Source organism: Cobetia sp. SIMBA_158 (assembly GCF_046566945.1).
GTDB classification, from domain to species: domain Bacteria; phylum Pseudomonadota; class Gammaproteobacteria; order Pseudomonadales; family Halomonadaceae; genus Cobetia; species Cobetia amphilecti.
Genome location: NZ_JAWJYL010000003.1, coordinates 209,259 through 231,389 on the forward strand (window position 1 = coordinate 209,259; position 22,131 = coordinate 231,389).

Annotated in this window: 19 protein-coding genes; 5 read left to right on the forward strand and 14 right to left on the reverse strand. The window is 60.8% G+C overall.

Annotated features, from left to right (window positions below; translation table 11 throughout):
• Positions 1 to 14 precede the first annotated feature (14 nt).
• The 10 genes from tolB to R2R70_RS06905 all read right to left on the reverse strand — a co-directional run bounded on the left by tolB (position 15) and on the right by R2R70_RS06905 (position 9,441).
• Positions 15 to 1,307 carry a Tol-Pal system beta propeller repeat protein TolB gene (gene tolB, locus R2R70_RS06860; protein WP_107334808.1) on the reverse strand — a complete coding sequence of 431 codons (1,293 nt, stop codon included), beginning with the start codon at positions 1,305 to 1,307 and terminating at the stop codon, positions 15 to 17.
• A complete protein-coding gene (gene tolA, locus R2R70_RS06865) occupies positions 1,304 to 2,503 on the reverse strand; it encodes a cell envelope integrity protein TolA (protein ID WP_410977665.1) in 1,200 nt (399 codons plus the stop codon). The genes tolB and tolA overlap by 4 nt, the downstream gene beginning before the upstream one ends.
• Before the next feature lie 3 nt (positions 2,504 to 2,506).
• The gene (gene tolR / locus R2R70_RS06870) at positions 2,507 to 2,953 is read right to left on the reverse strand and encodes a protein TolR (protein ID WP_054556687.1); all 447 of its coding nucleotides are present in this window, start codon (positions 2,951 to 2,953) and stop codon (positions 2,507 to 2,509) included.
• A gap of 14 nt (positions 2,954 to 2,967) precedes the next feature.
• Positions 2,968 to 3,645, reverse strand: a complete 678-nt coding sequence (gene tolQ / locus R2R70_RS06875) for a protein TolQ (RefSeq protein WP_107336548.1) — start codon at positions 3,643 to 3,645, stop codon at positions 2,968 to 2,970.
• 135 nt (positions 3,646 to 3,780) lie between these two features.
• Positions 3,781 to 4,215, reverse strand: coding sequence for a tol-pal system-associated acyl-CoA thioesterase (gene ybgC, locus R2R70_RS06880; protein ID WP_107334810.1), 435 nt, complete (start codon positions 4,213 to 4,215; stop codon positions 3,781 to 3,783).
• Entirely contained in the window at positions 4,212 to 5,255 is a 1,044-nt protein-coding gene (gene ruvB / locus R2R70_RS06885) for a Holliday junction branch migration DNA helicase RuvB (protein ID WP_043333609.1), read from the reverse strand. The genes ybgC and ruvB overlap by 4 nt, the downstream gene beginning before the upstream one ends.
• Positions 5,256 to 5,495: 240 nt before the next feature.
• On the reverse strand, positions 5,496 to 6,110 hold the full coding sequence (gene ruvA / locus R2R70_RS06890) for a Holliday junction branch migration protein RuvA (protein WP_410977666.1): 615 nt from the start codon (positions 6,108 to 6,110) through the stop codon (positions 5,496 to 5,498).
• A gap of 312 nt (positions 6,111 to 6,422) precedes the next feature.
• The gene (gene ruvC, locus R2R70_RS06895; RefSeq protein WP_107334811.1) at positions 6,423 to 7,001 is read right to left on the reverse strand and encodes a crossover junction endodeoxyribonuclease RuvC; all 579 of its coding nucleotides are present in this window, start codon (positions 6,999 to 7,001) and stop codon (positions 6,423 to 6,425) included.
• Positions 7,002 to 7,281: 280 nt separating this feature from the next.
• Positions 7,282 to 9,069: an aspartate--tRNA ligase gene (gene aspS, locus R2R70_RS06900; RefSeq protein ID WP_225348074.1), complete on the reverse strand. Its 1,788-nt coding sequence runs from the start codon at positions 9,067 to 9,069 to the stop codon at positions 7,282 to 7,284.
• A gap of 147 nt (positions 9,070 to 9,216) precedes the next feature.
• Positions 9,217 to 9,441, reverse strand: a complete 225-nt coding sequence (locus R2R70_RS06905) for an FmdB family zinc ribbon protein (RefSeq protein WP_043333602.1) — start codon at positions 9,439 to 9,441, stop codon at positions 9,217 to 9,219.
• Positions 9,442 to 9,760: 319 nt separating this feature from the next.
• Here R2R70_RS06905 and R2R70_RS06910 point away from each other — a divergent pair, with 319 nt between their 5' ends.
• A complete protein-coding gene (locus tag R2R70_RS06910) occupies positions 9,761 to 10,813 on the forward strand; it encodes a D-2-hydroxyacid dehydrogenase (protein ID WP_107334813.1) in 1,053 nt (350 codons plus the stop codon).
• A 122-nt stretch (positions 10,814 to 10,935) separates the two neighbouring features.
• On the opposite strand, the gene R2R70_RS06915 is transcribed toward R2R70_RS06910, so the two are convergent.
• Positions 10,936 to 12,867, reverse strand: a complete 1,932-nt coding sequence (locus tag R2R70_RS06915; RefSeq protein WP_410977667.1) for a hypothetical protein — start codon at positions 12,865 to 12,867, stop codon at positions 10,936 to 10,938.
• Positions 12,868 to 13,037: 170 nt separating this feature from the next.
• Here R2R70_RS06915 and R2R70_RS06920 point away from each other — a divergent pair, with 170 nt between their 5' ends.
• From R2R70_RS06920 to R2R70_RS06930, 3 genes are all read left to right on the forward strand, one after another.
• Positions 13,038 to 13,958, forward strand: coding sequence for a ribokinase (locus R2R70_RS06920; RefSeq protein ID WP_054556692.1), 921 nt, complete (start codon positions 13,038 to 13,040; stop codon positions 13,956 to 13,958).
• Positions 13,959 to 14,109: 151 nt separating this feature from the next.
• Entirely contained in the window at positions 14,110 to 15,063 is a 954-nt protein-coding gene (locus R2R70_RS06925; RefSeq protein ID WP_131432025.1) for a nucleoside hydrolase, read from the forward strand.
• 388 nt (positions 15,064 to 15,451) lie between these two features.
• Positions 15,452 to 16,606: a bifunctional nicotinamide-nucleotide adenylyltransferase/Nudix hydroxylase gene (locus tag R2R70_RS06930; protein ID WP_410977668.1), complete on the forward strand. Its 1,155-nt coding sequence runs from the start codon at positions 15,452 to 15,454 to the stop codon at positions 16,604 to 16,606.
• Positions 16,607 to 16,756: 150 nt separating this feature from the next.
• On the opposite strand, the gene R2R70_RS06935 is transcribed toward R2R70_RS06930, so the two are convergent.
• Complete coding sequence (locus R2R70_RS06935) at positions 16,757 to 17,689, reverse strand: LysR substrate-binding domain-containing protein (RefSeq protein ID WP_054556694.1); 933 nt, start codon at positions 17,687 to 17,689, stop codon at positions 16,757 to 16,759.
• Between the two features lie 321 nt (positions 17,690 to 18,010).
• Between R2R70_RS06935 and R2R70_RS06940 the strand changes: the two genes are divergently transcribed.
• A complete protein-coding gene (locus tag R2R70_RS06940) occupies positions 18,011 to 19,420 on the forward strand; it encodes an aspartate ammonia-lyase (RefSeq protein WP_410977737.1) in 1,410 nt (469 codons plus the stop codon).
• A 137-nt stretch (positions 19,421 to 19,557) separates the two neighbouring features.
• Here the strand turns inward: R2R70_RS06940 and R2R70_RS06945 are convergent, their stop codons facing one another.
• A complete protein-coding gene (locus R2R70_RS06945; RefSeq protein ID WP_216060607.1) occupies positions 19,558 to 20,046 on the reverse strand; it encodes a hypothetical protein in 489 nt (162 codons plus the stop codon).
• Between the two features lie 158 nt (positions 20,047 to 20,204).
• Positions 20,205 to 22,103 carry a protein kinase domain-containing protein gene (locus tag R2R70_RS06950; RefSeq protein WP_410977669.1) on the reverse strand — a complete coding sequence of 633 codons (1,899 nt, stop codon included), beginning with the start codon at positions 22,101 to 22,103 and terminating at the stop codon, positions 20,205 to 20,207.
• Positions 22,104 to 22,131 lie beyond the last annotated feature (28 nt).

The window sequence follows — 22,131 nt, forward strand, 5'->3', positions numbered from 1 at the left end:
TGCATTCTAGTGGTTTAGTTCAGGAACGGCGACCACGCAGGTTCACGCACGTCGCCTTGTGCTGACGGCAGGGAGAATTGTGCCCTTCCGTCTGCCGACACCTGGCCCAGGACCCCGCGGGTTCCTTGCTGAGTGGCATATATCACCATAGTGCCATTCGGCGCAACACTTGGTGATTCATCCCACTGAGTATCGGTCAGGGAGGTAACCCGACCGCTCTTCAGATCTTGCTTGGCAACCTGATAACCGTTGCCTGCGCGGTTGATCATGAACAGGTTCTCTCCATCGGGTGAGATGCGCCCGCGGGAGTTGTAATTGCCGGTATATGTCACACGCTCCGTGCCGCCGGACAGATCAAGACGATAGATCTGTGGGGAGCCTGCACGATCAGAGGTGAACACCATACCGCTGCCATCCGGCAACCAATCCGGCTCGGTATCGATCGCAGGATTGTTGGTCAGACGCTGGAACTGACGGCTGGCAATATCCATCACATAGATTTCCGGCTGGCCATCCTTTGACAATGCCATTGCCAGTTTACGTCCGTCCGGCGACCAGGCCGGGGCACCATTGATACCTCGGAAACCTGTCAATTTTGCACGACGACCACTGCCCAATTCCTGCACATAGATAGCGGGACGTTCAGCTTCAAAACTGACATAGGCCAGCTTCTTGCCATCCGGCGACCATGCCGGTGACATGATCGGTTCATCGGAGGCCAGAATCTCCTGACTATTGTGGCCATCTGAATCCGCCACGTACAGGGCAAAACGAATATTGTCGCCAACACCATTGGCGGTAATGTATGCGATTTTTGTCGAGAAAGCACCGCGAATTCCAGTGATTTCCTCAAATATTTCATCGCTCATATAATGGCCGCGCGCGCGCAGCTCACCATTGCTTCCGGTGATGACTTCGCCAAGCATGCGCTTGTTGCCCAGCACATCCATCAGCTCATACTGGATGCTATAACCGCCATTGCTGGCCGTCTTTACCTGACCCACCACGAGGTAACTGGCCCCCAGACGCTTCCAGTCATTGACGAAGACGTCCTGCGTCGTGCCCGGCAACGCGATCAGATTGTCGCGCTTGATCGGGTCGAACTGGCCACTGCGCGCCAGGTCATCGGAGATGATGCGTGCGAGGTCCTGCGGCAGACTTCCCCCGGTCAGATTCTCGAACGGCACGACAGCGATAGGTGTGGCGCTGTCATTGCCCTTGGTGATCTCGATGGTCAGGTCAGCTCTTGCCAGGCTGGTCACTGCCAGCAAGGCGGCTGCCATCATCCATGCGGTCAATCGTCTCATCGGCCCAGGTCCTCTGGATTGAAGTACAGGTTGAAGTTTCGGAACTGGCTCTTGGCACCAGCCGGCAGGTCCTGCATCTCGGTAAACGGCGCTGCTTTCTGGATCGCCTGAATCGCGGAGCGATCAAAGGCGGCGTTACCACTGCTCTTGCTGACCGCTGCCGTTACCAATTCGCCTGTCGGCAACAATGACACTCTCAGCGTGACCGTCATACCGGGAACGGAGCCCGAGGGCCGATTCCAATTCTGTCCGACATACTTCTTGAGCAGGTTCTCGAAGCTGTTGGCAGCCTGAGCGGCCTGTTTGGCGCCGCTGATGGCGTCGCTTTCATTGTCTATCAGGCTATCCAGCGAGCCGGCAGAGGCCTGCGCCGCTTTCTCGGCAAGTGCCTTCTGGCGTGCGGCTTCAGCGGCCGCCTTCTTGCGCGCTTCTTCCGCCGCCTTGGCCTTGGCTGCCTTCTCCTTGGCGGCCTTGTCAGCTGCCGCCTTGGCCGCCTTTTCCTTCTCGGCCTTCTCCGCTGCTGCCTTGGCCTTAGCTGCCTTTTCGGCTTCCGCTTTCTTGGCTTCAGCGTCTGCCTTGGCCTTGGCCGCCTTCTCCGCTTCGGCTTTCTTGCGCGCTTCTTCTGCGGCTTTTTCCTTGGCGGCCTTTTCGGCTTCCGCCTTGGCCTTGGCAGCCTTCTCGGCTTCCGCCTTCTTCAAGGCATCGGCCCTGGCCTGCTTTTCCGCTTCGGCTTTCTTGCGATCAAGGGCAATCGCCTTGGCTTCCTCTGCACGCCTGGCCGCTTCTGCCTTGGCCTTGTCGGCCGCCGCCTGCTCAGCCTTCAACTGCTCCGCCGCCTTGGCCTGCTCAGCCGCCTTTTGTTGTTGCGCCTTCTGGGCAGCCGCCTTTTCCTCGGCGGCGCTGCGCTGCTGTTCCGCTGCAAGCTCTGCCTCTCTGGCCGCCTCTTCCTTGGCGCTCTGGCGCTGATCGGATTCTTCGGCCGCATCACGCGCCTTGCTGGACTTCGCCTGCTGGGCCTGATTGGTCGTGGTCTCGGTGCTGACCAATGTCGCGTTGACGATGGTGGTGTTGGTCTTTTCCGGTTCGGATTCTGGCCAACTCACCAGAGTCAGAATCAGGATGCCCAGGTGCAGACCAACAGCCAGCACCACAGGCAACCCCAACCCGACCCGCTGTTCTATCTCTGGCTGACTCATCCATCAGCCCTCGGTCGGTGGTTCTGAAATCAGCCCGACATTGGGGACACCGGCACCCTGCAACGTGCTCATCAACCCCATGACATCGCCGTAGGGCGCCGTTTTGGCACCCTTTACCAGCACGGGCGTCTTGGGCTTCTCGGCCACGATGGATGCGACCTTGCTGCCCAGTTCATCCAGTGCCACCGGCGTGCGCTTGTCTTCATCCGACCCCAGATCGATGTAGTAATTGCCGCTGTCGTCCAGCGAGACGATCAATGGCGTCACATCATCGGGATTGTCGATCGGCTTGGAGGTGACCTTGGGCAATTCGACCTGAACCCCCTGCGTCATCATCGGCGCGGTGATCATGAAGATGACCAGCAACACCAACATGACGTCGATGAAGGGCACCACATTGATCTCGGAGGACAGCTTGCGCTTGTGGCCTCTGCTATACGGTCCTTTCATTGACTCGCCTCCCTTCAAGCGTCGTTGCTGCCACGACCGTGCAGATTACGATGCAGAATGGAGTGAAGCTCTTCGGCGAAGTCTTCATAGCGACCCAGCAGCTGATCAGCACGGCTGGCCAGACGGTTGTAGAAGATGACGGCCGGAATTGCCGCGAACAGGCCCATGGCAGTCGCGACCAGTGCTTCGGCAATCCAGGGGGCGACGGTGGTCAGAGTTGCCTGTTGAGCCGTACCCAGTGCCTGGAAGGAGCCCATGATGCCCCACACGGTACCGAACAGGCCGACATAGGGGCTGACGGAGCTGACCGTGGCCAGGAACGGGAGATGAACGTTGAGGCGCTCTTCTTCACGTGACAGCGTGACGCGCATGCTGCGTTGCACACCATCCATCACCGCATCGGCATTGCTGGACTTGGGCTTGAGGCGGCTGTACTCGCGGAAGCCGGCACGGAAGACGCCAGAGGCGCCCGGAGTGGATTCTTCATCCGTCGGCAATTCACGATAGAGGTGATTGAGGTCGACCCCGGACCAGAAGCGCTTCTCAAAGGCCGCGTAAGCCTGCTTGGCACGGGACAATGCCATCCCGCGCTGAAAGATCACCACCCAGGATGCAATGGAAGCTGCCAGCAACAGCAACATGACTGCCTGAACGACCAGACTGGCGTTCACGAACAGCGAAATGATCGACATCGAATCTTCCACGGAAATCCCTCTTTACTTGGTTCAGTCTGTGCCACCGTCAATCAGTGACACGATAAATAATCTGTTCATCAGCCTGGCGTCTCGGCACCTGGCTGGCAGCGGCCTCATCTGCGCCTTGTGATCTCAGACCTCAAGAGCCGCAAGCAATTCCCCGGGCCAGCGTCTGGGGCGCAAGGTCGTGGCATCGACGCAAGCGATCACGACTTCCGCTTCGCTCAATATCTGCTCACCGCGCAGCGCCTTCTGGGTGAACGTCAAGCGTGCACCGCGCAAGGCGCTTGCCGTTGCCGTCACGGTCAGCAGGTCATCCAGATGCGCAGGACGAAGATAACGATTTGTTACACTGTGTACTACCAACTGAATGCCTTTTTCAAGCAAGGCTTGCTGCGTGAAGCCCTTCGCTCGCAACCACTCACTGCGTGCGCGCTCCATGAAGCGCAGATAATTCACGTAGTAGACGATGCCACCGGCATCAGTATCCTCGATGTAGACGCGCAAAGTGTGGTGAAAACATGCAGCTTCACCCTTCAACGTATTTCCTGCGCCTTCAGATGTCATGACGCGTCATTCCCTTCCTGCCCCAGCCGCGCCTGCTCTTCACGCGGGGTGATCCCGAAGTGCAGATAGGCCGAGCGTGTGACCAGACGCCCACGCGCCGTGCGCATCATGAAGCCCTGCTGAATCAGATAGGGCTCCAGCACATCCTCGATGGTATCGCGCTCTTCCCCGATGGCCGCCGCCAATGAATCGACCCCGACCGGCCCGCCATCGAACTTCTCGATCATTGCCAGCAGCAGCCGACGGTCCATGTGATCCAGGCCGTGGCTGTCGACATTGAGCATGTTGAGCGCCTTGTCGGCCACTTCCAGCGTCAAGCGACCATCCGAGCGCACTTCGGCGAAGTCACGCACCCGGCGCAGCAGGCGATTGGCGATACGCGGCGTGCCGCGGGAACGACGCGCAATCTCCAGCGCCCCTTCCATCTCGACTTCCATGCCGGAAAGCCTGGCACTGCGCGCCACGATGTCGGTAAGTGACTCGATATCGTAGAACTCGAGGCGCTGGACGATGCCGAAGCGATCGCGCAGCGGCGCCGTCAGCAGCCCCGCGCGCGTCGTCGCGCCCACCAGGGTGAATCGTGGCAGCTCAAGCTTGATCGAGCGGGCCGCGGGCCCTTCACCGATCATGATGTCGAGCTGGTAATCTTCCATCGCCGGATAGAGCACTTCCTCGACGGCCGGTGACAGGCGGTGAATCTCGTCGATGAACAGGACATCGCCTTCCTGCAGGTTGGTCAGCATCGCTGCCAGGTCCCCTGCCCGCTCCAGCACCGGCCCCGAGGTCGACTTGATATCGACACTCATCTCGCTGGCGATGATATGCGCCAGCGTCGTCTTGCCGAGACCGGGCGGGCCGAAGACCAGGGTGTGATCCAGACTATCGCCTCGTCCTCGCGCGGCGCTGATGAAGATTTCCATCTGCTCGCGGACGATGGGCTGTCCGATGTAGTCACTCAGCGTGCGTGGCCGATTGGCGCGATCGATCCGCTCTTCCGGATCATGCGTCGCCGCGGAGATCAGTCGGTCCGACTCCATCATGATGCTTGCTCAACTCCTGATGACGCAGGTCACGCACATGACGCGGGTCATGGGCCATGAACGTGCGTCAGTGGTAGGAGGCAAGGTTTGCCAGGGCGGTGCAACGATCTAGCGCATCTGCGTTCAAGCGCGCACTTTCTACCCCAGTAACCTGCCAACCCCTAGTCAATAAATCCAATCACGATGCGCCGTTTCCTTCACGGAAACTATAGGGCGCATGTTTGCTGCCCTGGCGGGGCCTCAGCTGGCCATCTTGCGCGCCAGCGCCGCCTTGATGAGCGCTTCCGTGGAGGCGCCGGTCTCGAGCCCGGAGAGCATCTTGGCCGCCTCGACAGGCTTGTAGCCCAGAGATACCAGCGCGGCTTCGGCATCCGCCAGAGGATGGGTGACCGGCGGTTGCGGATGGGAGGCACGCGCCATTTCATCCAGCCCATCATCCGCCGGCAGCGTCCAATGCTTGAGGCGATCACGCATCTCGATGATCAGTCGATCCGCCGTCTTCTTGCCGACGCCCGGCAGACGTGTCAGCGCTCGGCTGTCTTCGTCGTGAACACAGCGAATGAAATCGGACTGCTCCATTCCCGACAGAATCGCCAGCGCCAGTCGCGGACCGACACCGGAGATCTTGATCAATTCACGGAACAGACGACGCTCGGGCTCCTTGCCGAAGCCATACAGCAACTGCGCGTCTTCGCGCACCACCAGGTGGGTGTAAAGCTGGCAATGTTCACCCACGGCCGGCAAGCCCAACAGGGTGTTCATCGAAGCTTCCAGTTCATAACCGACACCCTGTACATCAAGCACCAGCTGCGGCGGTTGTTTTTCCAGCAATGTCCCGGTCAGTCGTCCAATCATGTTGCGGCTGTCCTTGCTCGGCAGAGAACGTGTTCGGTGGGATCGTACTGCTCGCAGACCCGATTCTCTGCACGGATTGTTACAATGCGGGCAAGCCTACCAAAGATGAAGCGTAGGCGGCATGTCCCAGTGTCACGACGAATTTGTCGCATCTTTCTGACAGTCATACCTTGGGTGATGGCACGAAGCCTGATGCCACGCGGCTTGGCGCATCACGCAATCGACTGCTGCCAGGCTCGGCAGACACTCTACAAGTGACTGAAAAATCGCTATTAATTGAGCACAATACCGCATTTGTCGCTCAGCGGCATGTCAGACGTCGGGTTCGAAGTCTCGCCAACTGCTGCTACGCCGTACACGGGTTCCCTTGCGTCGACTGGTATTCCCCAACCCCAAGGCTTCCAGCTGGTCATTGCCGGGCGTCAAGCGTCGACGCGCGAAACAATGCGTCAAGGCGATGGCCAGCGCATCGGCGGCATCGGCCTGCGGCGTGGCGGAGAGCTTAAGCGTATGCGTGACCATATGCTGCACCTGAGACTTCTCGGCGGCACCGGTACCGGTCACGGCCTGCTTGATCTGCCGCGGCCCGTATTCGAATACCGGCAAGCCGTGATTGGCCGCACACACGATGGCAGCCCCGCGCGCCTGGCCCAGCTTGAGCGCCGAATCGGCGTTCTTGGACATGAAGACCTGCTCGATGGCGAATTCCGCGGGACGATGCAGGGCGATCACCTCGCTGATACCGGCATAGATCTGCGCCAGGCGCTGATCCAGACTGACCTGTGACATGCGAATGCAGCCACTGTCCACATAGCGAGGCTGAGCCGCAGAGACATCCAATACCCCATACCCGGTCAGACGTGAGCCCGGGTCGATGCCAAGAATGATCATGCTGCCGCCTCGTCTCTCACACTTTCCACCTTCGCTGTCGTCATCGCGCCATCGCTCTTACTGTGTATATAACCAGCCACCATGCCACAAAAAAGGCGGTGCGACACTGACATTGCCTGACGTGAACGCCAGCAAACAGTCTCGCACCGCCTTGTCGGGCTTGCTCGCCCCCTCGCCTACCAAGCCACAGGGGCAAACCTGCCACTGCGGGACCGCCCTTGTCTGATCGAATCAGTCCAGACGGCCCCACCAGTCACTCTCTCGGTCATGCGCCGCTGAATCAGGCCTGACCGCTTTCGTCTTCGACCTTGACCTTCTGACGCAGACGGATGTTCAGCTCCTTGAGCTGCTCACCGCTGACCACGCCCGGGGCGTCGGTCATCATGCAGCCGGCGCTCTGGGTTTTCGGGAAGGCAATCACTTCACGAATGGTCTTGGCGCCGGTCATCAGCATCACCAGACGGTCGAGACCGAAGGCCAGACCACCATGGGGCGGCGCGCCGAACTTCAGGGCGTCGAGCAGGAAGCCGAACTTCTCTTCCGCTTCTTCTTCACCGATGCCCAGCACTTCGAACACGGTACGCTGCATGGCCTGATCGTGGATACGGATGGAGCCGCCACCCAGCTCGGTGCCGTTGATGACCATGTCGTAGGCGCGAGACAGTGCCGCTTCCGGGTTGGCCTTGAGCTCTTCCGGCGTGCAGGACGGCGCGGTGAACGGGTGGTGCAGCGCGCTCAGGCGGCCGTTGGCGTCGGCTTCGAACATCGGGAAGTCGACGACCCACAGTGGCGCCCACTCGCGGGTGTAGAGGTTGAGGTCTTCACCCAGCTTGACGCGCAGCGCACCGATGGCCTCGGCCACGATGTTGGCCTTGTCAGCACCGAAGAACACGATATCGCCATCGACGGCGCCACAGCGGTCCAGCACTTCATCCACGACGTCTTCCATGAACTTGACGATCGGCGACTGCAGACCCTCGACGCCCTTGGCACGTTCGTTGACCTTGATCCACGCCAGGCCCTTGGCACCGTAGATGCCGACGAACTTGGTGTAGGCGTCGATTTCCTTGCGTGACAGGCTGGCACCGCCCGGCACACGCAGTGCGGCGACACGGCCCTTGTCGTCCTTGGCCGGACCGGAGAAGACCTTGAAGTCCACGCCGCTCATCAGGTCATCGACATCGACCAGTTCCAGCGGAATGCGCAGGTCCGGCTTGTCGGAACCGAAGCGGCTGATGGCCTCGGAATACGGCATGGTCGGGAAGTCGCCCAGCTCGACATCGAGCACTTCCTTGTAGAGGCCACGGATCATGGTCTCGGTCATGCCCATGATGTCCTGCTCGTCGACGAAGCTGGCTTCGAGGTCGATCTGGGTGAACTCCGGCTGACGGTCAGCGCGCAGGTCTTCATCACGGAAGCATTTGGCGATCTGGTAGTAACGATCGACACCGGCGACCATCAGCAGCTGCTTGAACAGCTGCGGAGACTGCGGCAGTGCGAAGAAGCTGCCGGCGTAGGTGCGGCTCGGCACCAGATAGTCACGTGCGCCTTCCGGCGTGGCACGTGTCAGGATCGGAGTTTCGATGTCGAGGAAGCCCAGGGCTTCGAGCTGGGCGCGCACGCTGTGAGTGATGCGCGAGCGCAGACGCAGCTTCTCGATCATGTCGGGACGACGCAGGTCGACATAACGATACTTGAGGCGAACTTCCTCACCGACCTTGTTGTGGTCGTCGAGCTGGAACGGCGGCGTCTGTGCGGTGTTGAGCACTTCGACGTCCTTGGCCAGCACTTCGATCATGCCTGTCGGCATGTTCGGGTTCTGGGTGCCTTCCGGGCGCAGACGGATACGGCCCTTGATACGCAGTACGAACTCGCTGCGCGCCTTGTCGGCAGTGGCGAAGGCATCGACGGTGTCCGGATCGACGACGATCTGGGCGATGCCATCACGGTCGCGCATGTCGAGGAAGATGACGCCACCGTGGTCGCGACGGCGGTGCACCCACCCGCACAGAGTGACATCCTGATCGATCAGGGTCTCGTTCAGTTTGCCGCAATAGTGGCTGCGCATGTTGATTCCTTGTTGCTCAAATTCATGATCGACGCGCTGATGCGCATCTGTCTCAGAGGGCCTGCCGTTGGCGATGAGGGTCAAGGGTACCCGCTGGGCGCCCTTGACCCTCATCACGCTGATGCCTGACGCACTATCCCAGCTGTGTCAGGCGGTGCTGTCGCTACCACCGGCCAGATTCTTCTTGCTGCCGGACTTGAAATCCGTCTCGTACCAGCCACTGCCTGCCAGACGGAACCCGGCGGCGGAGACCAGCTTCTCGAGCTGGTCCGTCTTGCATTCCGGGCACTCCGTCAGCGGCGCAGCGCTGATCTTCTGCAACTTGTCCATCCGATGGCCACAGGCCTTGCAGTGGTATTCATAGATCGGCATGGTTTTCTTTCCTGACAATACTGGTCACGGGGCTGTCTGAGCATCGTGAACCATGACAATGTTATGCCTTGCGGCGCGTCTTGCGTTCAGCGCACCTGCGGCCCCAACATGAGAGCTTTCGCAAGCACCAGCAAGAGACGCCTACAATAAGGCCAGTTGAGCGGCTTTCAAGTCAAAGCGAAAGGGGCACATTATAGCGTGCTCGGCCCCGTGCGGGGCAACACCCAAGCACAAACCGGCCCAGACGCTACGTACTCGCCATTTCCGGGCCAGCCTTTCTGTCTTTCTATCTATCTTCCTACGCCATCATGAGGCACCTATGTCCGATCACGATCGTACTGCGCAGTCTCCCTCTCATTCTTCCACGCCCGCTTCCTCTCAGTACGAGCCCGCCTCGTCCACCAGCGCCCCGCAGGCCGTCATGCTCGATGCCGGCTCCGTCGGTGACGGGCTGGACTTCTCGCGCCTCGAGGCCCGTCTGGAAGGATTGGTCTGTCATGACGCGACCGCGCCCGAGGAAGTGGTGCCACGGCTGGGCGGTGCCTCCATCGTGCTGGTCAACAAGGTACGTATCGAGGCGCACCATATGGATGAGTTGCCGACCCTCAAGCTGATTGCGGTGATGGCGACCGGCACCAATAATATCGATATGGCGGCCGCCGAAGCACGCGGCATTAGGGTCATGAACGTCAATGCCTACGGCACTCACTCGGTGGCGCAGCACACCTGGATGCTGCTGCTGGCACTGGCAGGCCGCCTGCCGGAATACCAGACCGACATCGCCGCGGGCGAGTGGCAACGCAGCGCGACCTTCTGCCTGATGGGACGCCCCGTGATGCAGCTGTCCGGCAAGCATCTGGTCATCATCGGCAAGGGAGAGCTGGGCACTGCGGTGGGCAGGCTGGCCGAGGCGTTCGGCATGCGTGTGACCTTTGCCGCCCGTCCGGGTACAGCGCCCACCGCCGAGCGCCCCGCGCTGGAAAGCCTGCTGCCCCAGGCTGACGCCATCAGCCTGCACTGCCCGCTGACCTCAGAGACGCAGCATCTGATCGATGAGCAGGCGCTCGCGGCCATGAAGCCCGGTGCATTGCTGGTTAATTGCGCCCGCGGGGGCATCATCGACGAGGACGCAGCCCTGGAGGCACTGGCCACCGGACAACTCGGCGGCCTGGCGGTGGATAGCCTGCCGGAGGAGCCGCCACGTGAAGGCCACTCGCTGCTCTCGGCCCTAGAAAGCCAGCACCATTCGGCGAGTGCGCCCTTGAACCTGATCGTCACGCCGCACAATGCCTGGATCAGCCAGGAGGCGCGCCAGAACATGCTCGATCTCAGTCTGGCCAATATCGAGACATTCCTGAGCGAACACGCCTGACACGGCCACAGCCTCGCGGTGACAGCCACTGACGCCGAGTGGCAGGTGTGATCGGCACGTCACGAAAAGCCCCCGAACCGGCATATACGCCGAGTCGGGGGCTTTTTATGAGTCGCCTGGCATCAGCGGATGCGGATATGCATGCCCGCCGCCTTGAGGGCATTGCCTTCAGCGTCCCACGACACCACACGACCGCGTGAGCTCAACAATACCCACCGCGTGCCGCCCTCTCTCTCGTCGCCCTCTTGCGCACCTCCCTCCTGCACACCGCCATCGTCAACAGCCATGCTCCGCTGTTGCAGGGACATATCGCCAGCCTTGCCTGTTCCGGCGTCCATGCCTGCCTCACTCATTCCCATCGCCTCGATTTGCAGAAGGTCCTCTTCCTGCGGCGCGCGCATCCGGTATTGGCACTCACAGCTTTCGCCGTAGGTAGTGATGATCTTGTGCCTGAGCGCATGCACCTGCTCGAGATCCTCCGGGTGGATCAAGCGATCGAAGTCCATTTCGCGCATCGCCAACGGCTCGTGACCCGAAGCACCAAGCATCTTCCATAGATTGGGATGGATCTGAACGATGCGTGCAGGAATGTCCATTTCCCACAGGCTATCGCCGCTGGCTTCTAGAGAGTCCAGCAGACGACGCTCGCTGGACTGTAATTCCCTCTGGGTCTGGCGCAGCCGCTGGTACATCTCTTCGGCGGTGGCGTTGGCATCATCCAGCTCGACGATGCCACTGTCACCCGCGGACTCGACATCCGCGCCCATACCGATGCGATGCAGGCGCTCACGCAGCTCGGCCAGCGGCAACGAAAGGCGACGGCTGATGTGGTGCGTACGCCAGCTCATGAGAATGAAGAAGCTGAAATAGAACAGGATCAGGCCACCGACCAACGCCATGCCCACCAGCTGGAAGTTGCGCCCGATCTCGGCGGTACGAAAGAAGACGGCGCTCTCCTCGACCATGCTCAACATGATCCAGCCATTGCCCGGCAAGCGCTCCCACGCCAACTTGTAGACTGCCCCCGCCACATTGACGCTCTCCAGGCCACGCCGCTGCTCGAGGATACGGGGCGCGAGTCTCTTGAAGACGTCATGACCTTTCAGCTCCAACTGGGCGGGCCGAATGACATCTTCTTCCTGCAGGTCATTGGCATCGGGAAGCTCCAGCGGCAGCAGCGACAACAACTGCTCACCGGCGCGCGGAACGGCAAGTGAGCGTCCCTCGGCATCGAACAGCATCGCGAATCCTTGCCAAGGCAGCTCCATCGCCAGCACCTGATTGACAATCACGTCCAGGGTCATGTCGACGCCAGCGACACCAAGAAATTCACCTTGCTCGGAATAGAAGGGACTAACGGCCGACGTCATCCAGCCATTGCCGGCCGGGTCTTCGTAGATATCGGTCCAGATGGTGTTTCGCGAGGGATTTGTCTCTGGCGCGGCCAGATAGAAGAAGGAAAAGTCACGACAGTCGTGGTCGGCTGGCACCAGCGAGGCCAGATCGACATAGGGGAAGAGGCGGACATAGCAGTCGGCCATCGTGACGAAGGACTGCACCACGGCCGAGTGCGAGGACACGACACTGCGCATGATCGGGTCGACCGCCGTCATGCGCAGCGCCATGGGGATATCCTGCTCGAGGCCAGGCAAGTCGGGATAGAAGCCGCTGCCCTGATTGTCCGCCGTCTGCTGACTGGCCCAGACACCGCTGGGCAAGCTTGCGTGTCGGGCAACCTCGCGCGATGCCACCCCAGTGCCGGCGTCGCCCATAGCCAGTTCGCCTGCCTGGGCACCGAGCCCGCGCGACAGGTTCTGGACTTGCTCCAGTTGCTGGCTGAGTGACTTGGCCTCCCGCAGCATCGCCAGATTGAGCTCACTGCTCGACTGGGATTGCAGATAATTGAGGTTGGCATCACGAATCTCGTCATTGGACACGAAATACACCGCCACCAGCGCGGTCTCGACCAGCAGCAACGGAATCATGGTACTGGTGAAGAGCGCTCGCCAGACCCACTTTTTGATCGTGACGGCGGGTTGCTTCGACTCCGACATGGGCGACTATCCTGAATCCAGCGAGATGACAGGAAGTATGCACTTTCTCTTGCGTTCCAAGAGGCTAATAGCTTCAACGCTTAAACATGACCTAAAGGTCAGACCTTGGTGATACGACTGGGGACAGGCGGCCAAGGCTTTGCTAGGATGCTCGACCCCAAGGAGGCTGCATGCTTTACAACTACGGTTCTATCAATATCGATCACGTCTATCGGGTACCTCACCTGGTACGACCGGGTGAAACCCTGGCGAGTCTCTCCTACCGTCAGGTACTGGGTGGCAAGGGTGCCAACCAGTCGCTCGCACTTGCGCGCGCCGGAGGCGACGTCACGCACTGGGGCCGCCTTGGCAACAGTGATCGCTGGGCACTTGAGCCGCTGGAAAGCGCCGGTGTCATCACCTCACAGGTCGAGCTGAGCGCCAGCGCCAGTGGCCACGCCATCATCCAGGTGGACGACCACGCCGAGAACAGCATCATTCTGCATCCGGGCGCCAACCACGGCTTCACCGATGAACATCTCGCGACGCTGTTCTCCGGCGTGACGCAGGGAGATTGGCTGCTGCTGCAAAATGAGTGCAACGCGCTGGGCAAGGTCATCGAGCTGGCACACGCCAAGGGCATGAAGATCGCGTTCAATCCGGCCCCGATGGGCGCTGATGTCCTGCGCCTGCCGCTGGAACACTGCCAGGTGCTGTTCCTCAATCGCGGTGAAGCGGCACAGCTGGTCGAGCTGGAAGAAAGTGCGCCTGTCGCCACCCTGCTCGCCGCGCTGCACACTCGCCTGCCTGACACCGAAGTGGTCATGACCCTGGGCAGCGAAGGCGTCTGCTACCAGCTGGGGGAACAGCGCATCCAGCTGCCGGCGCATCGCGTCAATGCCGTGGACACCACCGCGGCGGGCGACACCTTCATCGGCTATTACCTGGCAAGCCAGATCGAAGGCCAGAGTATCGAGGAAAGCCTGCGTCGTGCCAGCACCGCCTCTGCTCTGTGCGTGAGCCGCGAAGGCGCAGCGCCGAGCATTCCGCTGGCCAGTGATGTCGCAGCTGCTCTGGCCGAATGGCCGACGCTCGACGTCCTGAGCAACTGACTTTCTGGGCAACTGAGTCTTTGAGCAACTGAACAATTGAGCTACCTGCACGGGGCACTACCACGTGGCCCGTGCCGTGCCCGTGTCACCTCATGGGCGCCCTGTTGGCGTAACGCCCTCTATTGCAGGTCACTTCTTTCACGAGGTCAGCATGAAAACACCGATTATCTTTGATACCGATCCGGGCGTGGATGATGCCCAGGCGATTGCCATCTGTCTGGCGCATCCGGACATCGAATTCCTCGGCATGACCACCACCTTCGGTAACGTCACCATCGAGACGGCCACCTCCAACGCCCTGCTGCTGGGCGAACTGGCGGGTCAGGAGATTCCGGTCGCCCAGGGCGCTGCCCAGCCTCTGGTCAAGGACAAGTTCCCGGCGCCGGCGCACATCCACGGCGCCAATGGTCTAGGCAACATGGAAATCCCGGAGCCCAAGGGCAAGGCGCTGTCCATCAGCGCACCGCAGTTCATCGTCGAGCAGGTCAATGCGCGTCCGGGCGAGATCACCCTCGTCGCCGTCGGCCCGCTGGGCAATCTGGCCACCGCACTGCAGCTGGACCCGAGCATCATCAGCAAGGTCAAGCAGGTCGTCATCATGGGCGGCTCCATCCGTGAAGGCGGCAACGTCTCACCGGTCGCCGAAGCCAACATCTTCAATGACCCGCATGCCGCCGCCAAGGTGCTAACCGCCGGCTGGCCGCTGACCATGGTCGGGCTAGATGCGACACACCGCTGCGTGCTGTCTCCGGCCCACGTCGAGCGCATCCGTGTCGCGCAAGGCGCACTCGGCGAAGTGCTGTCCGGCAGCTATCAGTTCTACAAGGCCTTCTATCAGGAAGCGCGCGGCATCGATGGTTGCTGCCCGCACGACAGCTGCGCCCTCGCCTGGCTGATGAAGCCGGAGCTGTTCACTACCGAGCGCGGCCACCTGAATGTCGAAGTCGAAGGCCTGGCCGAAGGTCAGACGCTGTTCGCCCCTGAGGGTCGCGAATTCCTCGGCAACCAGTGGTCCCAGACGCCACTGGTCGACGTCTGCGTCAATGCCCAGGGCGACAAGGTCGTCGAGTGGATCACCGACGTGCTGACCGCCAAAGCGTCCTGATCCGGCGCCCGATGGCAGGCCCGCCTGGGCCTGCCATCGGACTTGCCACAAACCGAGACAACGCCCGTCAGCCTCATTGCTGGCGGGTGTTGTCTCGGTTTGTGCATTCGCGCTAGTTCACTTTCCCCTTTCCTTCCTCCCTTCCCTCTTCTCCTCTTTGGCGTCTCTCCTTTACCGCAACGGCCTCCCCATGTCCCCGAAGACCGAGAAGTTGCTAGATTATAGAGTTTTTTTCAGCAAGATAACGGGATAAATTTTTGAATAACCCTTACCAGACAGGAGTGGATGGCAAGCCGTTCGGCGCATGCACATAATCTGATACGCTAGCGGAATCTCACTGGGCAAGCGCCTCATACGCCGCCCCATCCTGCCTGCCACGGAGCTCATCATGCCTTCGACAACAACGTTGCCCTCTGCACCCGCCGCAACGCTTCGCACTCAGGATTCTCCCGCGATCGCCGACACCCAGTACGACTGTCTAGTCTTCATCGGTCGCTTCCAACCCATGCACCATGGCCATGTTGCCGTGATGGAAGAAGCCCTGCGCCTCGCGCGGCAGATCATCGTGCTGGTCGGTTCTGCCTGGCAGGCACGTTCACTGCGCAACCCGTTCACCTTCTCTGAACGCACGCGCATGATCCGCAGTTGCTTTGACGATGCCGACAATGCGCGCCTGGAAATCGTGCCGTTGCTAGACGCCCTCTACAACGACGATGTCTGGGTACGTGATGTGCAGCGCAAGGTACGCGATATCGCGCGTCCGCAGGCCAACCGGATGCCGAGAATCGCACTGATCGGTGCCAATCGGCGTGACAGCAACAGCCAGTCAAGCTACTACCTGAGCCTCTTCCCGCAGTGGGAGTCAGTGGCGGTGCCACTGCGCGAGGGGATGGAGGCCAGCCGTATTCGTGAGGTCATCTTCACCGAGCGCGCCCGCGCCGAGGATTGGCTGGACAACGAGGGACTGGAGCTGCTGCCACCGCCGGTGGCTCAGCACCTGCATGGCTTCCTGGATGAGACTGCGTGGCAAGGGCTGGTCGAGGAACGTCGCCTGCTGGAGCAATATCGCGCCGCCTGGAGCGATGCGCCCTACCCGCCACTGTTCATTACGGTCAACGCCGTGGTGGTGCAGTCTGGTCATGTGCTGCTCACCACACGTCGCGCGGCACCCGGCAAGGGGCTTTACGCCCTGCCTGGCGGCTTCGTGCAACCCCAGGAGCGCCTGCTGGATGCCTGCCTGCGTGAGCTCAAGGAGCGTGTGCGCCTCAAGGTGCCGGAACCTGTTCTACGTGGCTCTCTGCGCGGACAGCGTCTGTTTGACGCGCCGCATCGCAGCTGGCGCGGACGCACCCTGGCAGAGGCCTTCTACTTCGCCCTGCGACCGGAGCAGCAGCTCCCCAAACTCAGAAGCGGCGGCGGCGAGAACGAGGAGCAGGCACGCTGGGTCGCGCTGGCGGATCTGGATCCTGACACCCTCTTCGAGGACCACTTCTTCATCATTCAGAATTTCCTCGGCCTGCATGCAGGCCAAAGCAGTTTCTGACTTCCCGGAACGGCCTATGCAGGTGCGCACACTTCCCTGCATCAGCACAACGAAAACGGCAGCCCCGCGGGGCTGCCGTTTTCGTCAGAAGACACCTGGCTTTTCTTTTGTCTTCGCCTTTGTCTTTGTCTTCGCCTGCAACTCTCGGGCTTAGGCTTCGAGGAAATCTCGCGGCAGATTCATCAGCTGCTTCCACAGCTTGTCGATGCCGGGCTTGTGGACAAGGGAGCAACGATAGAGACGAATCTCCAGCGGGATATCCCACGCCTCGTTGCCTGCGCGCACCAGCTTGCCGCTTTCCAGCTCATCGCGAATGCAGAAATCCGGAATCCACGCCATGCCGACGCCCTGCAAGGCCATGCCTTTAAGGCCCTCGGCCATCGCCATCTCGTAGACGGTGCGCAGGCGCAGGCGCAGCGGATCATTCTTCAAAAGCATCTTCACGCTGCGACCCAGAAATGCCCCCTGGGTATAGGACAGCAGGGGAATCGCATCCTGGCTGGTCTCGCTCTGCCCGGTCAGCGGGAAGCGTGGCTCGCCATTCTCCAGCGGCACGCACACCGGCAGCATGTTGACCTTGGCGACCGAGAAGGACGGGAAGGCCTCGGCGTCCAGCTGCATGCTGGCGTAAGGGTCGTAATAGGCGAGCATCAAGTCGCAGTTGCCTTCGCGCAGCGAGTGAATGGCGTCGCCGACATTCATCGCGGACAGGCGTGTCGGCAACTCCCCCAGGCCCTGCTGGAGACGCGAGATCCACTTGGGGAAGAAGGCCAGCGCCAGCGAATGCGCGGCCGCGATATCCAGGGTCTCGTTGGCCATGCCCAGCCCGCGCAGGTGGGCGAGACACTCTGACAGCTGCTCTGTCAGGTTGCGCGCGGTGACCAGGAACAACTGGCCCTCTGGCGTCAGACTGACCGGGGTCGTCGAGCGGTCGACCAGCGTAGTGCCCACGGCCTGTTCAAGCGCACGGATGCGGCGGCTGAACGCAGGCTGGGTAACGTGTCGCAGGCGAGCCGAGGTGGAGAAGCTGCGGGTATTGGACAGCGCAACGAAATCTTCCAACCACTTAGTTTCCAGGTTCACCCGAACTCCCAAAAATGTCGAACATGCCCAAGCGAGGCTTGCCTGGCCGGTCATGCAGGGTCTTGTCATGGAGAATGGTGCGTCGCGGCGCACCACCACCTTCGTCTTATGCGTTTGACGTATACGGCAGCGTTGAATGGCATTGGCCGCCGAGGGGCTGCGCTGGTTACCCTTGTCCACCTAGCCGCCATTCAAGCGCCACAGTGTACTTCAGCCAGGAGTTCCGCCCAAGTGAACCATCTCTCGGAAACCCCCATCGCCGCCAATGCCACCCCGGCAACTTCCACGCCGGCCGACTTGAGCCATGCCGAGCGTGAGGCACTGGCCAACGGCTTCCGACTTGAAAAGGATCTCCTCGGGCGCGAGCCGGTGCCGGCTGATGCCTACTACGGTGTGCAGACCCAGCGCGCGCTGAACAACTTCCATCTCTCCGGCGTGCCGTTGTCGCACTTCCCGCGTCTCGTCGAAGGGCTCGCGCTGGTCAAGGCCGCCGCCGCCGAAGCCAACCATGCGCTGGGCTATCTCGAGACGCGCGAGCACGATGCCATCCAGCACGCCTGTGCGCGTCTGATGAATGGCGATCATCATGATCAGTTCGTGGTCGACATGATTCAGGGTGGCGCCGGCACCTCGACCAACATGAATGCCAACGAAGTGATCGCCAATCTGGGCCTGGAATTCCTCGGCTACGAGAAAGGCAATTACCAGCAGCTGCACCCCAACAATCACATCAACATGGCTCAGTCCACCAACGACGCCTACCCGACCGCCATCCGTGTCGGCCTGCTGCGCAGCCACTCGGTGCTGGTGGACGCGCTGAGCGAACTGGCCAATGCCTTCGCCAGCAAGGCGCTGGAATTCGATGACGTGGTCAAGATGGGTCGCACCCAGCTGCAGGACGCGGTCCCGATGACGCTGGGCCAGGAATTCCGCGCCTTCGCCAACACTCTGCGTGAAGACGTCGATCGCATCGCCAACCTCAATGAGTTGCTCAAGGAGGTCAATCTGGGCGGAACCGCGATCGGTACCGGCATCAATACCGACCCGCGCTACAGCGCACTGGCGATCGAGGCTCTGGCGCGTCGTTCCGGCATCGACTTCCGTCCGGCGTCGGACCTGGTCGAGGCGACCAGCGACATGGGCGCCTTCGTGCTGTTCCACGGCATGCTCAAGCGCCTGGCGGTCAAGCTGTCCAAGATCTGCAACGACCTGCGCCTGCTGTCCTCAGGCCCGCGCACCGGCTTCAACGAGATCAACCTGCCGCCTCAGCAGCCGGGCAGCTCGATCATGCCGGGCAAGGTCAACCCGGTGATTCCGGAAGCCGTCAATCAGGTCGCCTTCGATGTCATCGGCAACGACACCGCGCTGACCATGGCGGCGGAAGCCGGCCAACTGCAGCTCAACGTGATGGAACCGCTGATCGCCTACAAGCTGCTCGACTCCATCCGCCAGCTGAGCCGCGCCATGACCATGCTCAAGAATCGCTGCGTAATCGGCATCACCGCCAATCGTGATCGCTGCGCCGAGCTGGTCAACAATTCCATCGGCCTGATCACTGCGCTCAACCCGTATATCGGCTATGACAATGCCACCCGCATCGCCAAGGAAGCCCTGGTCAGCGGTCGCAGCGTTCTGGAACTGGTACGTGAGGAAGGCCTGCTGGATGAAGCACGCCTGGAGGCACTGCTGTCCCCGCAGGCCATGACGCGCCCGCGCCAGATGAAGGACTGACCCTTCAGCGAGAGTCTGCTCGCTTGCCGCATCATCCTCTTGTCACATGCGACAGCGCCGCACCAGAAAGCCTCTGGTGCGGCGCTGTCGTATCAAGGCCATGAGTCAGACGACTTTACTGACTTAGGGCATCACGCTTACTGCTGTGCGCTGGACTGTGAGATTACATCATCACGATGCGCGGCAAAGTATTTGCGTGCACGCTCAGCTTCTTCCACGGTGGGTGTATAGGTCGTCCATTCTCCGCCCTTCTCATCACGATAACGCACGACTCCCTCGTCATGGTCGATTTCATAGTAAGGGTGGACTTCACGCAGATTGAAGAATGCAGCGGGGGCAAAGAACAGGATATCTAGCGCCAGATAACCGCCATTGAACTTCAGCGGCAGAATGCCATACATGGGCATCTTGTTGTCATCCACTACTTCAAACTCGTAATTTCCGAAGCTGGTAGTGGGTAGCGTTTCTTGAACGGTAGACTGATCTCTGGAGACATCTTTCAAGTTGATTCGCGCCGTCTCTGACGGGCTGCTGATCGTCGTATGCGCGCTACATCCTGCCAGCAGCGCCAGAATAGCCAGACTACCTGAGGCTTGACGCAATTTCCGGGCGAGAGGTCGAGACATGAGTACGTTCCCTGTAGGTTATCGATTTTAATCGATCTGATTATTGAGTTCAGCAAGATCAGCAATGATCACACGATGTGACACTAACACGAATCACGATAATCACGGTTATATAAATCGGCATCACCATGCGACTGCCATCCAAGGCAAACTCCTTTTCACGTCGCGCGCGGATCCCGCGGGTCCCTTGGATAGAAGCGTTCGGGTTGCGCCTCGATATGATCGAAATGCTTGGTGTTCTTGTAGGGCATCTTCATGAAGCCGGAAATTCCCAACCCGGAGATCAGTGGCACGGCATCGAGAATGTCCGCCAGCAGACGCGCGAATTCCTGCTCGCGCGAGGGATCCAGCAGCCGGTAGTAACTGTGAATTTTGAGGTGGTGTGGCAGGGCTTCGAAAATCAGCATGCCGGTGTGATGGATGGCATTGAGTGACTCCAGTGCCTTCAATATCTTCTCGGGCAGCACCAGCAGTTCCTCAGGGTCCGGGCCGTCCTCGAAGTAGGAGTGCACGCGCGAGTCATCCTCAAGCTCCGGCACCGCACTGACCTCATAGCTCAAGCGAGGTCTAGCCTCCCCGTCTGCCGTCGGCGCGAAGACGAAGGCGGCCTCTGGGTCTTCCCGCTCCAGGTGCAGGGTATCGCGAGCATTGAACAGACACGCCTTGAACACGCCCTGGCGATAGATGGCACGTGCCAGAGCGACCATGTTGTTGATCGCGACGACAAAAGCGGCCTTCAAGGCAGGGTCATGCAGATGCAGCGCAGTATCCACGAAGATGCCCTGTGGCTCCCAGCGAATCGCCAGACCGCCGACGATCGGGTATTTGCCCAGACGACTGACCGCGGCCAGGAAGGCTTTTTCGGTGCCGCCCATGCCTTGCATGAAGTTCTTGTAGTAACGATCCAGCTGGACATCATTGACGGCGTCCAGCGCGTTGCCAGCATGTTCGCCGGTCTCGTCTGCCTCGAAGGCCTCACGCAGGAAGGATTTCCGCGAGGTATACACGACCGTGTCGATCTCGCGCGTTGCTGGCCTCACCCAGACCGGCAGCAGAGATTGTGGCGGCTCGAGAGGCAATTCCGGCATCACCAGCCGTGCGATCCTGCCCATCTCGCGCAGGAAGTAGTCGCCGGCCTGCATGCGCAGCTGCGGGTCATCCGCCACCATGCCATCGAGCAGACGCGCGAATTCCCGGGGCAACCCCAATGACACCGCCGGGATGGCGCGCACGCCGAAGCGACACGACTGACCAGAAGCCAGCGCATAGAGTGTGGCGGCCACGCCCTGCTCATCGAAGCGTGGCGAGGACAGCGCACCATTGAGCTGCTCCTCGCCGATGAAATAGACATCGCCAAGACGCGCATTGGTCTGTTGCAGGTTATCCGACATCAGCTGCATCACGTTGGTGGTGATGAACTGCTGATGCTCATCGAGCTGAGCGAACACCGAACTGCCCCAGTCGATCAATGCCACCTGTTCCCGCTCGACATCGAAGACCAGATTCGACGGCTTGATGTCACCATGCACGACCGGTGGCGTACCCGCTCCCGTGGATGACCCGCGCAGCGACTTGAGAATGTCGGCCAGCTGACTGGCGATCTTGACCACCAGACGCGGCGACATGCGCCCGTGACGCAGTGAATATTCCTCGAGATTGATGCCCGGCGCGCGCTGCATGACCAGAATCGACTGCCGCCGTACCCGCTGATAGCTGACCAGACGCGGAATCAGCGGGTGGGCGACCTGGTCGAGCATGTAGGCCTCTTCCTCCAGGCGGTCCTGCAGGGCCTGGGGCAGAGTCACCCGTGTGAACTTGAAGACATGTTCTTCACGCGTGCTCCGGTCTTCGCCCAGGCGCCAGCCTGCGAATACGAAACCGTAGGCGCCTTTACCGACCAGATGGATATCCCGGTAGCCCAGCCCCTCGAGCTGAGCGATGCACAGCGCCACCCAGTCCTTGAGCTTCTTGGCATCATGATGCGAGAGCAGATAGATCGACTGCTCTTCCGGGATATAGAACTGTTGCAGGCGCTCGTGGGCGCGCGCATCACTCATACAGGATGCTCTCTAGCCGGCCCCTGGA

Bases quoted from the DNA above. Each gene is read 5' to 3' on its own strand.
- tolA (WP_410977665.1), bottom strand. From the start codon at position 2,503: ATGAGTCAGCCAGAGATAGAACAGCGGGTCGGGTTGGGGTTGCCTGTG.
- R2R70_RS06925 (WP_131432025.1), top strand. From the start codon at position 14,110: ATGAAAACACCGATTATCTTTGATACCGATCCGGGCGTGGATGATGCC.
- R2R70_RS06905 (WP_043333602.1), bottom strand. From the start codon at position 9,441: ATGCCGATCTATGAATACCACTGCAAGGCCTGTGGCCATCGGATGGAC.
- ruvA (WP_410977666.1), bottom strand. From the start codon at position 6,110: ATGATTGGACGACTGACCGGGACATTGCTGGAAAAACAACCGCCGCAG.
- tolB (WP_107334808.1), bottom strand. From the start codon at position 1,307: ATGAGACGATTGACCGCATGGATGATGGCAGCCGCCTTGCTGGCAGTG.
- ybgC (WP_107334810.1), bottom strand. From the start codon at position 4,215: ATGACATCTGAAGGCGCAGGAAATACGTTGAAGGGTGAAGCTGCATGT.
- aspS (WP_225348074.1), bottom strand. From the start codon at position 9,069: ATGCGCAGCCACTATTGCGGCAAACTGAACGAGACCCTGATCGATCAG.
- R2R70_RS06945 (WP_216060607.1), bottom strand. From the start codon at position 20,046: ATGTCTCGACCTCTCGCCCGGAAATTGCGTCAAGCCTCAGGTAGTCTG.
- tolR (WP_054556687.1), bottom strand. From the start codon at position 2,953: ATGAAAGGACCGTATAGCAGAGGCCACAAGCGCAAGCTGTCCTCCGAG.
- ruvB (WP_043333609.1), bottom strand. From the start codon at position 5,255: ATGATGGAGTCGGACCGACTGATCTCCGCGGCGACGCATGATCCGGAA.
- R2R70_RS06910 (WP_107334813.1), top strand. From the start codon at position 9,761: ATGTCCGATCACGATCGTACTGCGCAGTCTCCCTCTCATTCTTCCACG.
- ruvC (WP_107334811.1), bottom strand. From the start codon at position 7,001: ATGATCATTCTTGGCATCGACCCGGGCTCACGTCTGACCGGGTATGGG.
- R2R70_RS06915 (WP_410977667.1), bottom strand. From the start codon at position 12,867: ATGTCGGAGTCGAAGCAACCCGCCGTCACGATCAAAAAGTGGGTCTGG.
- R2R70_RS06930 (WP_410977668.1), top strand. From the start codon at position 15,452: ATGCCTTCGACAACAACGTTGCCCTCTGCACCCGCCGCAACGCTTCGC.
- R2R70_RS06950 (WP_410977669.1), bottom strand. From the start codon at position 22,103: ATGAGTGATGCGCGCGCCCACGAGCGCCTGCAACAGTTCTATATCCCG.
- tolQ (WP_107336548.1), bottom strand. From the start codon at position 3,645: ATGTCGATCATTTCGCTGTTCGTGAACGCCAGTCTGGTCGTTCAGGCA.
- R2R70_RS06920 (WP_054556692.1), top strand. From the start codon at position 13,038: ATGCTTTACAACTACGGTTCTATCAATATCGATCACGTCTATCGGGTA.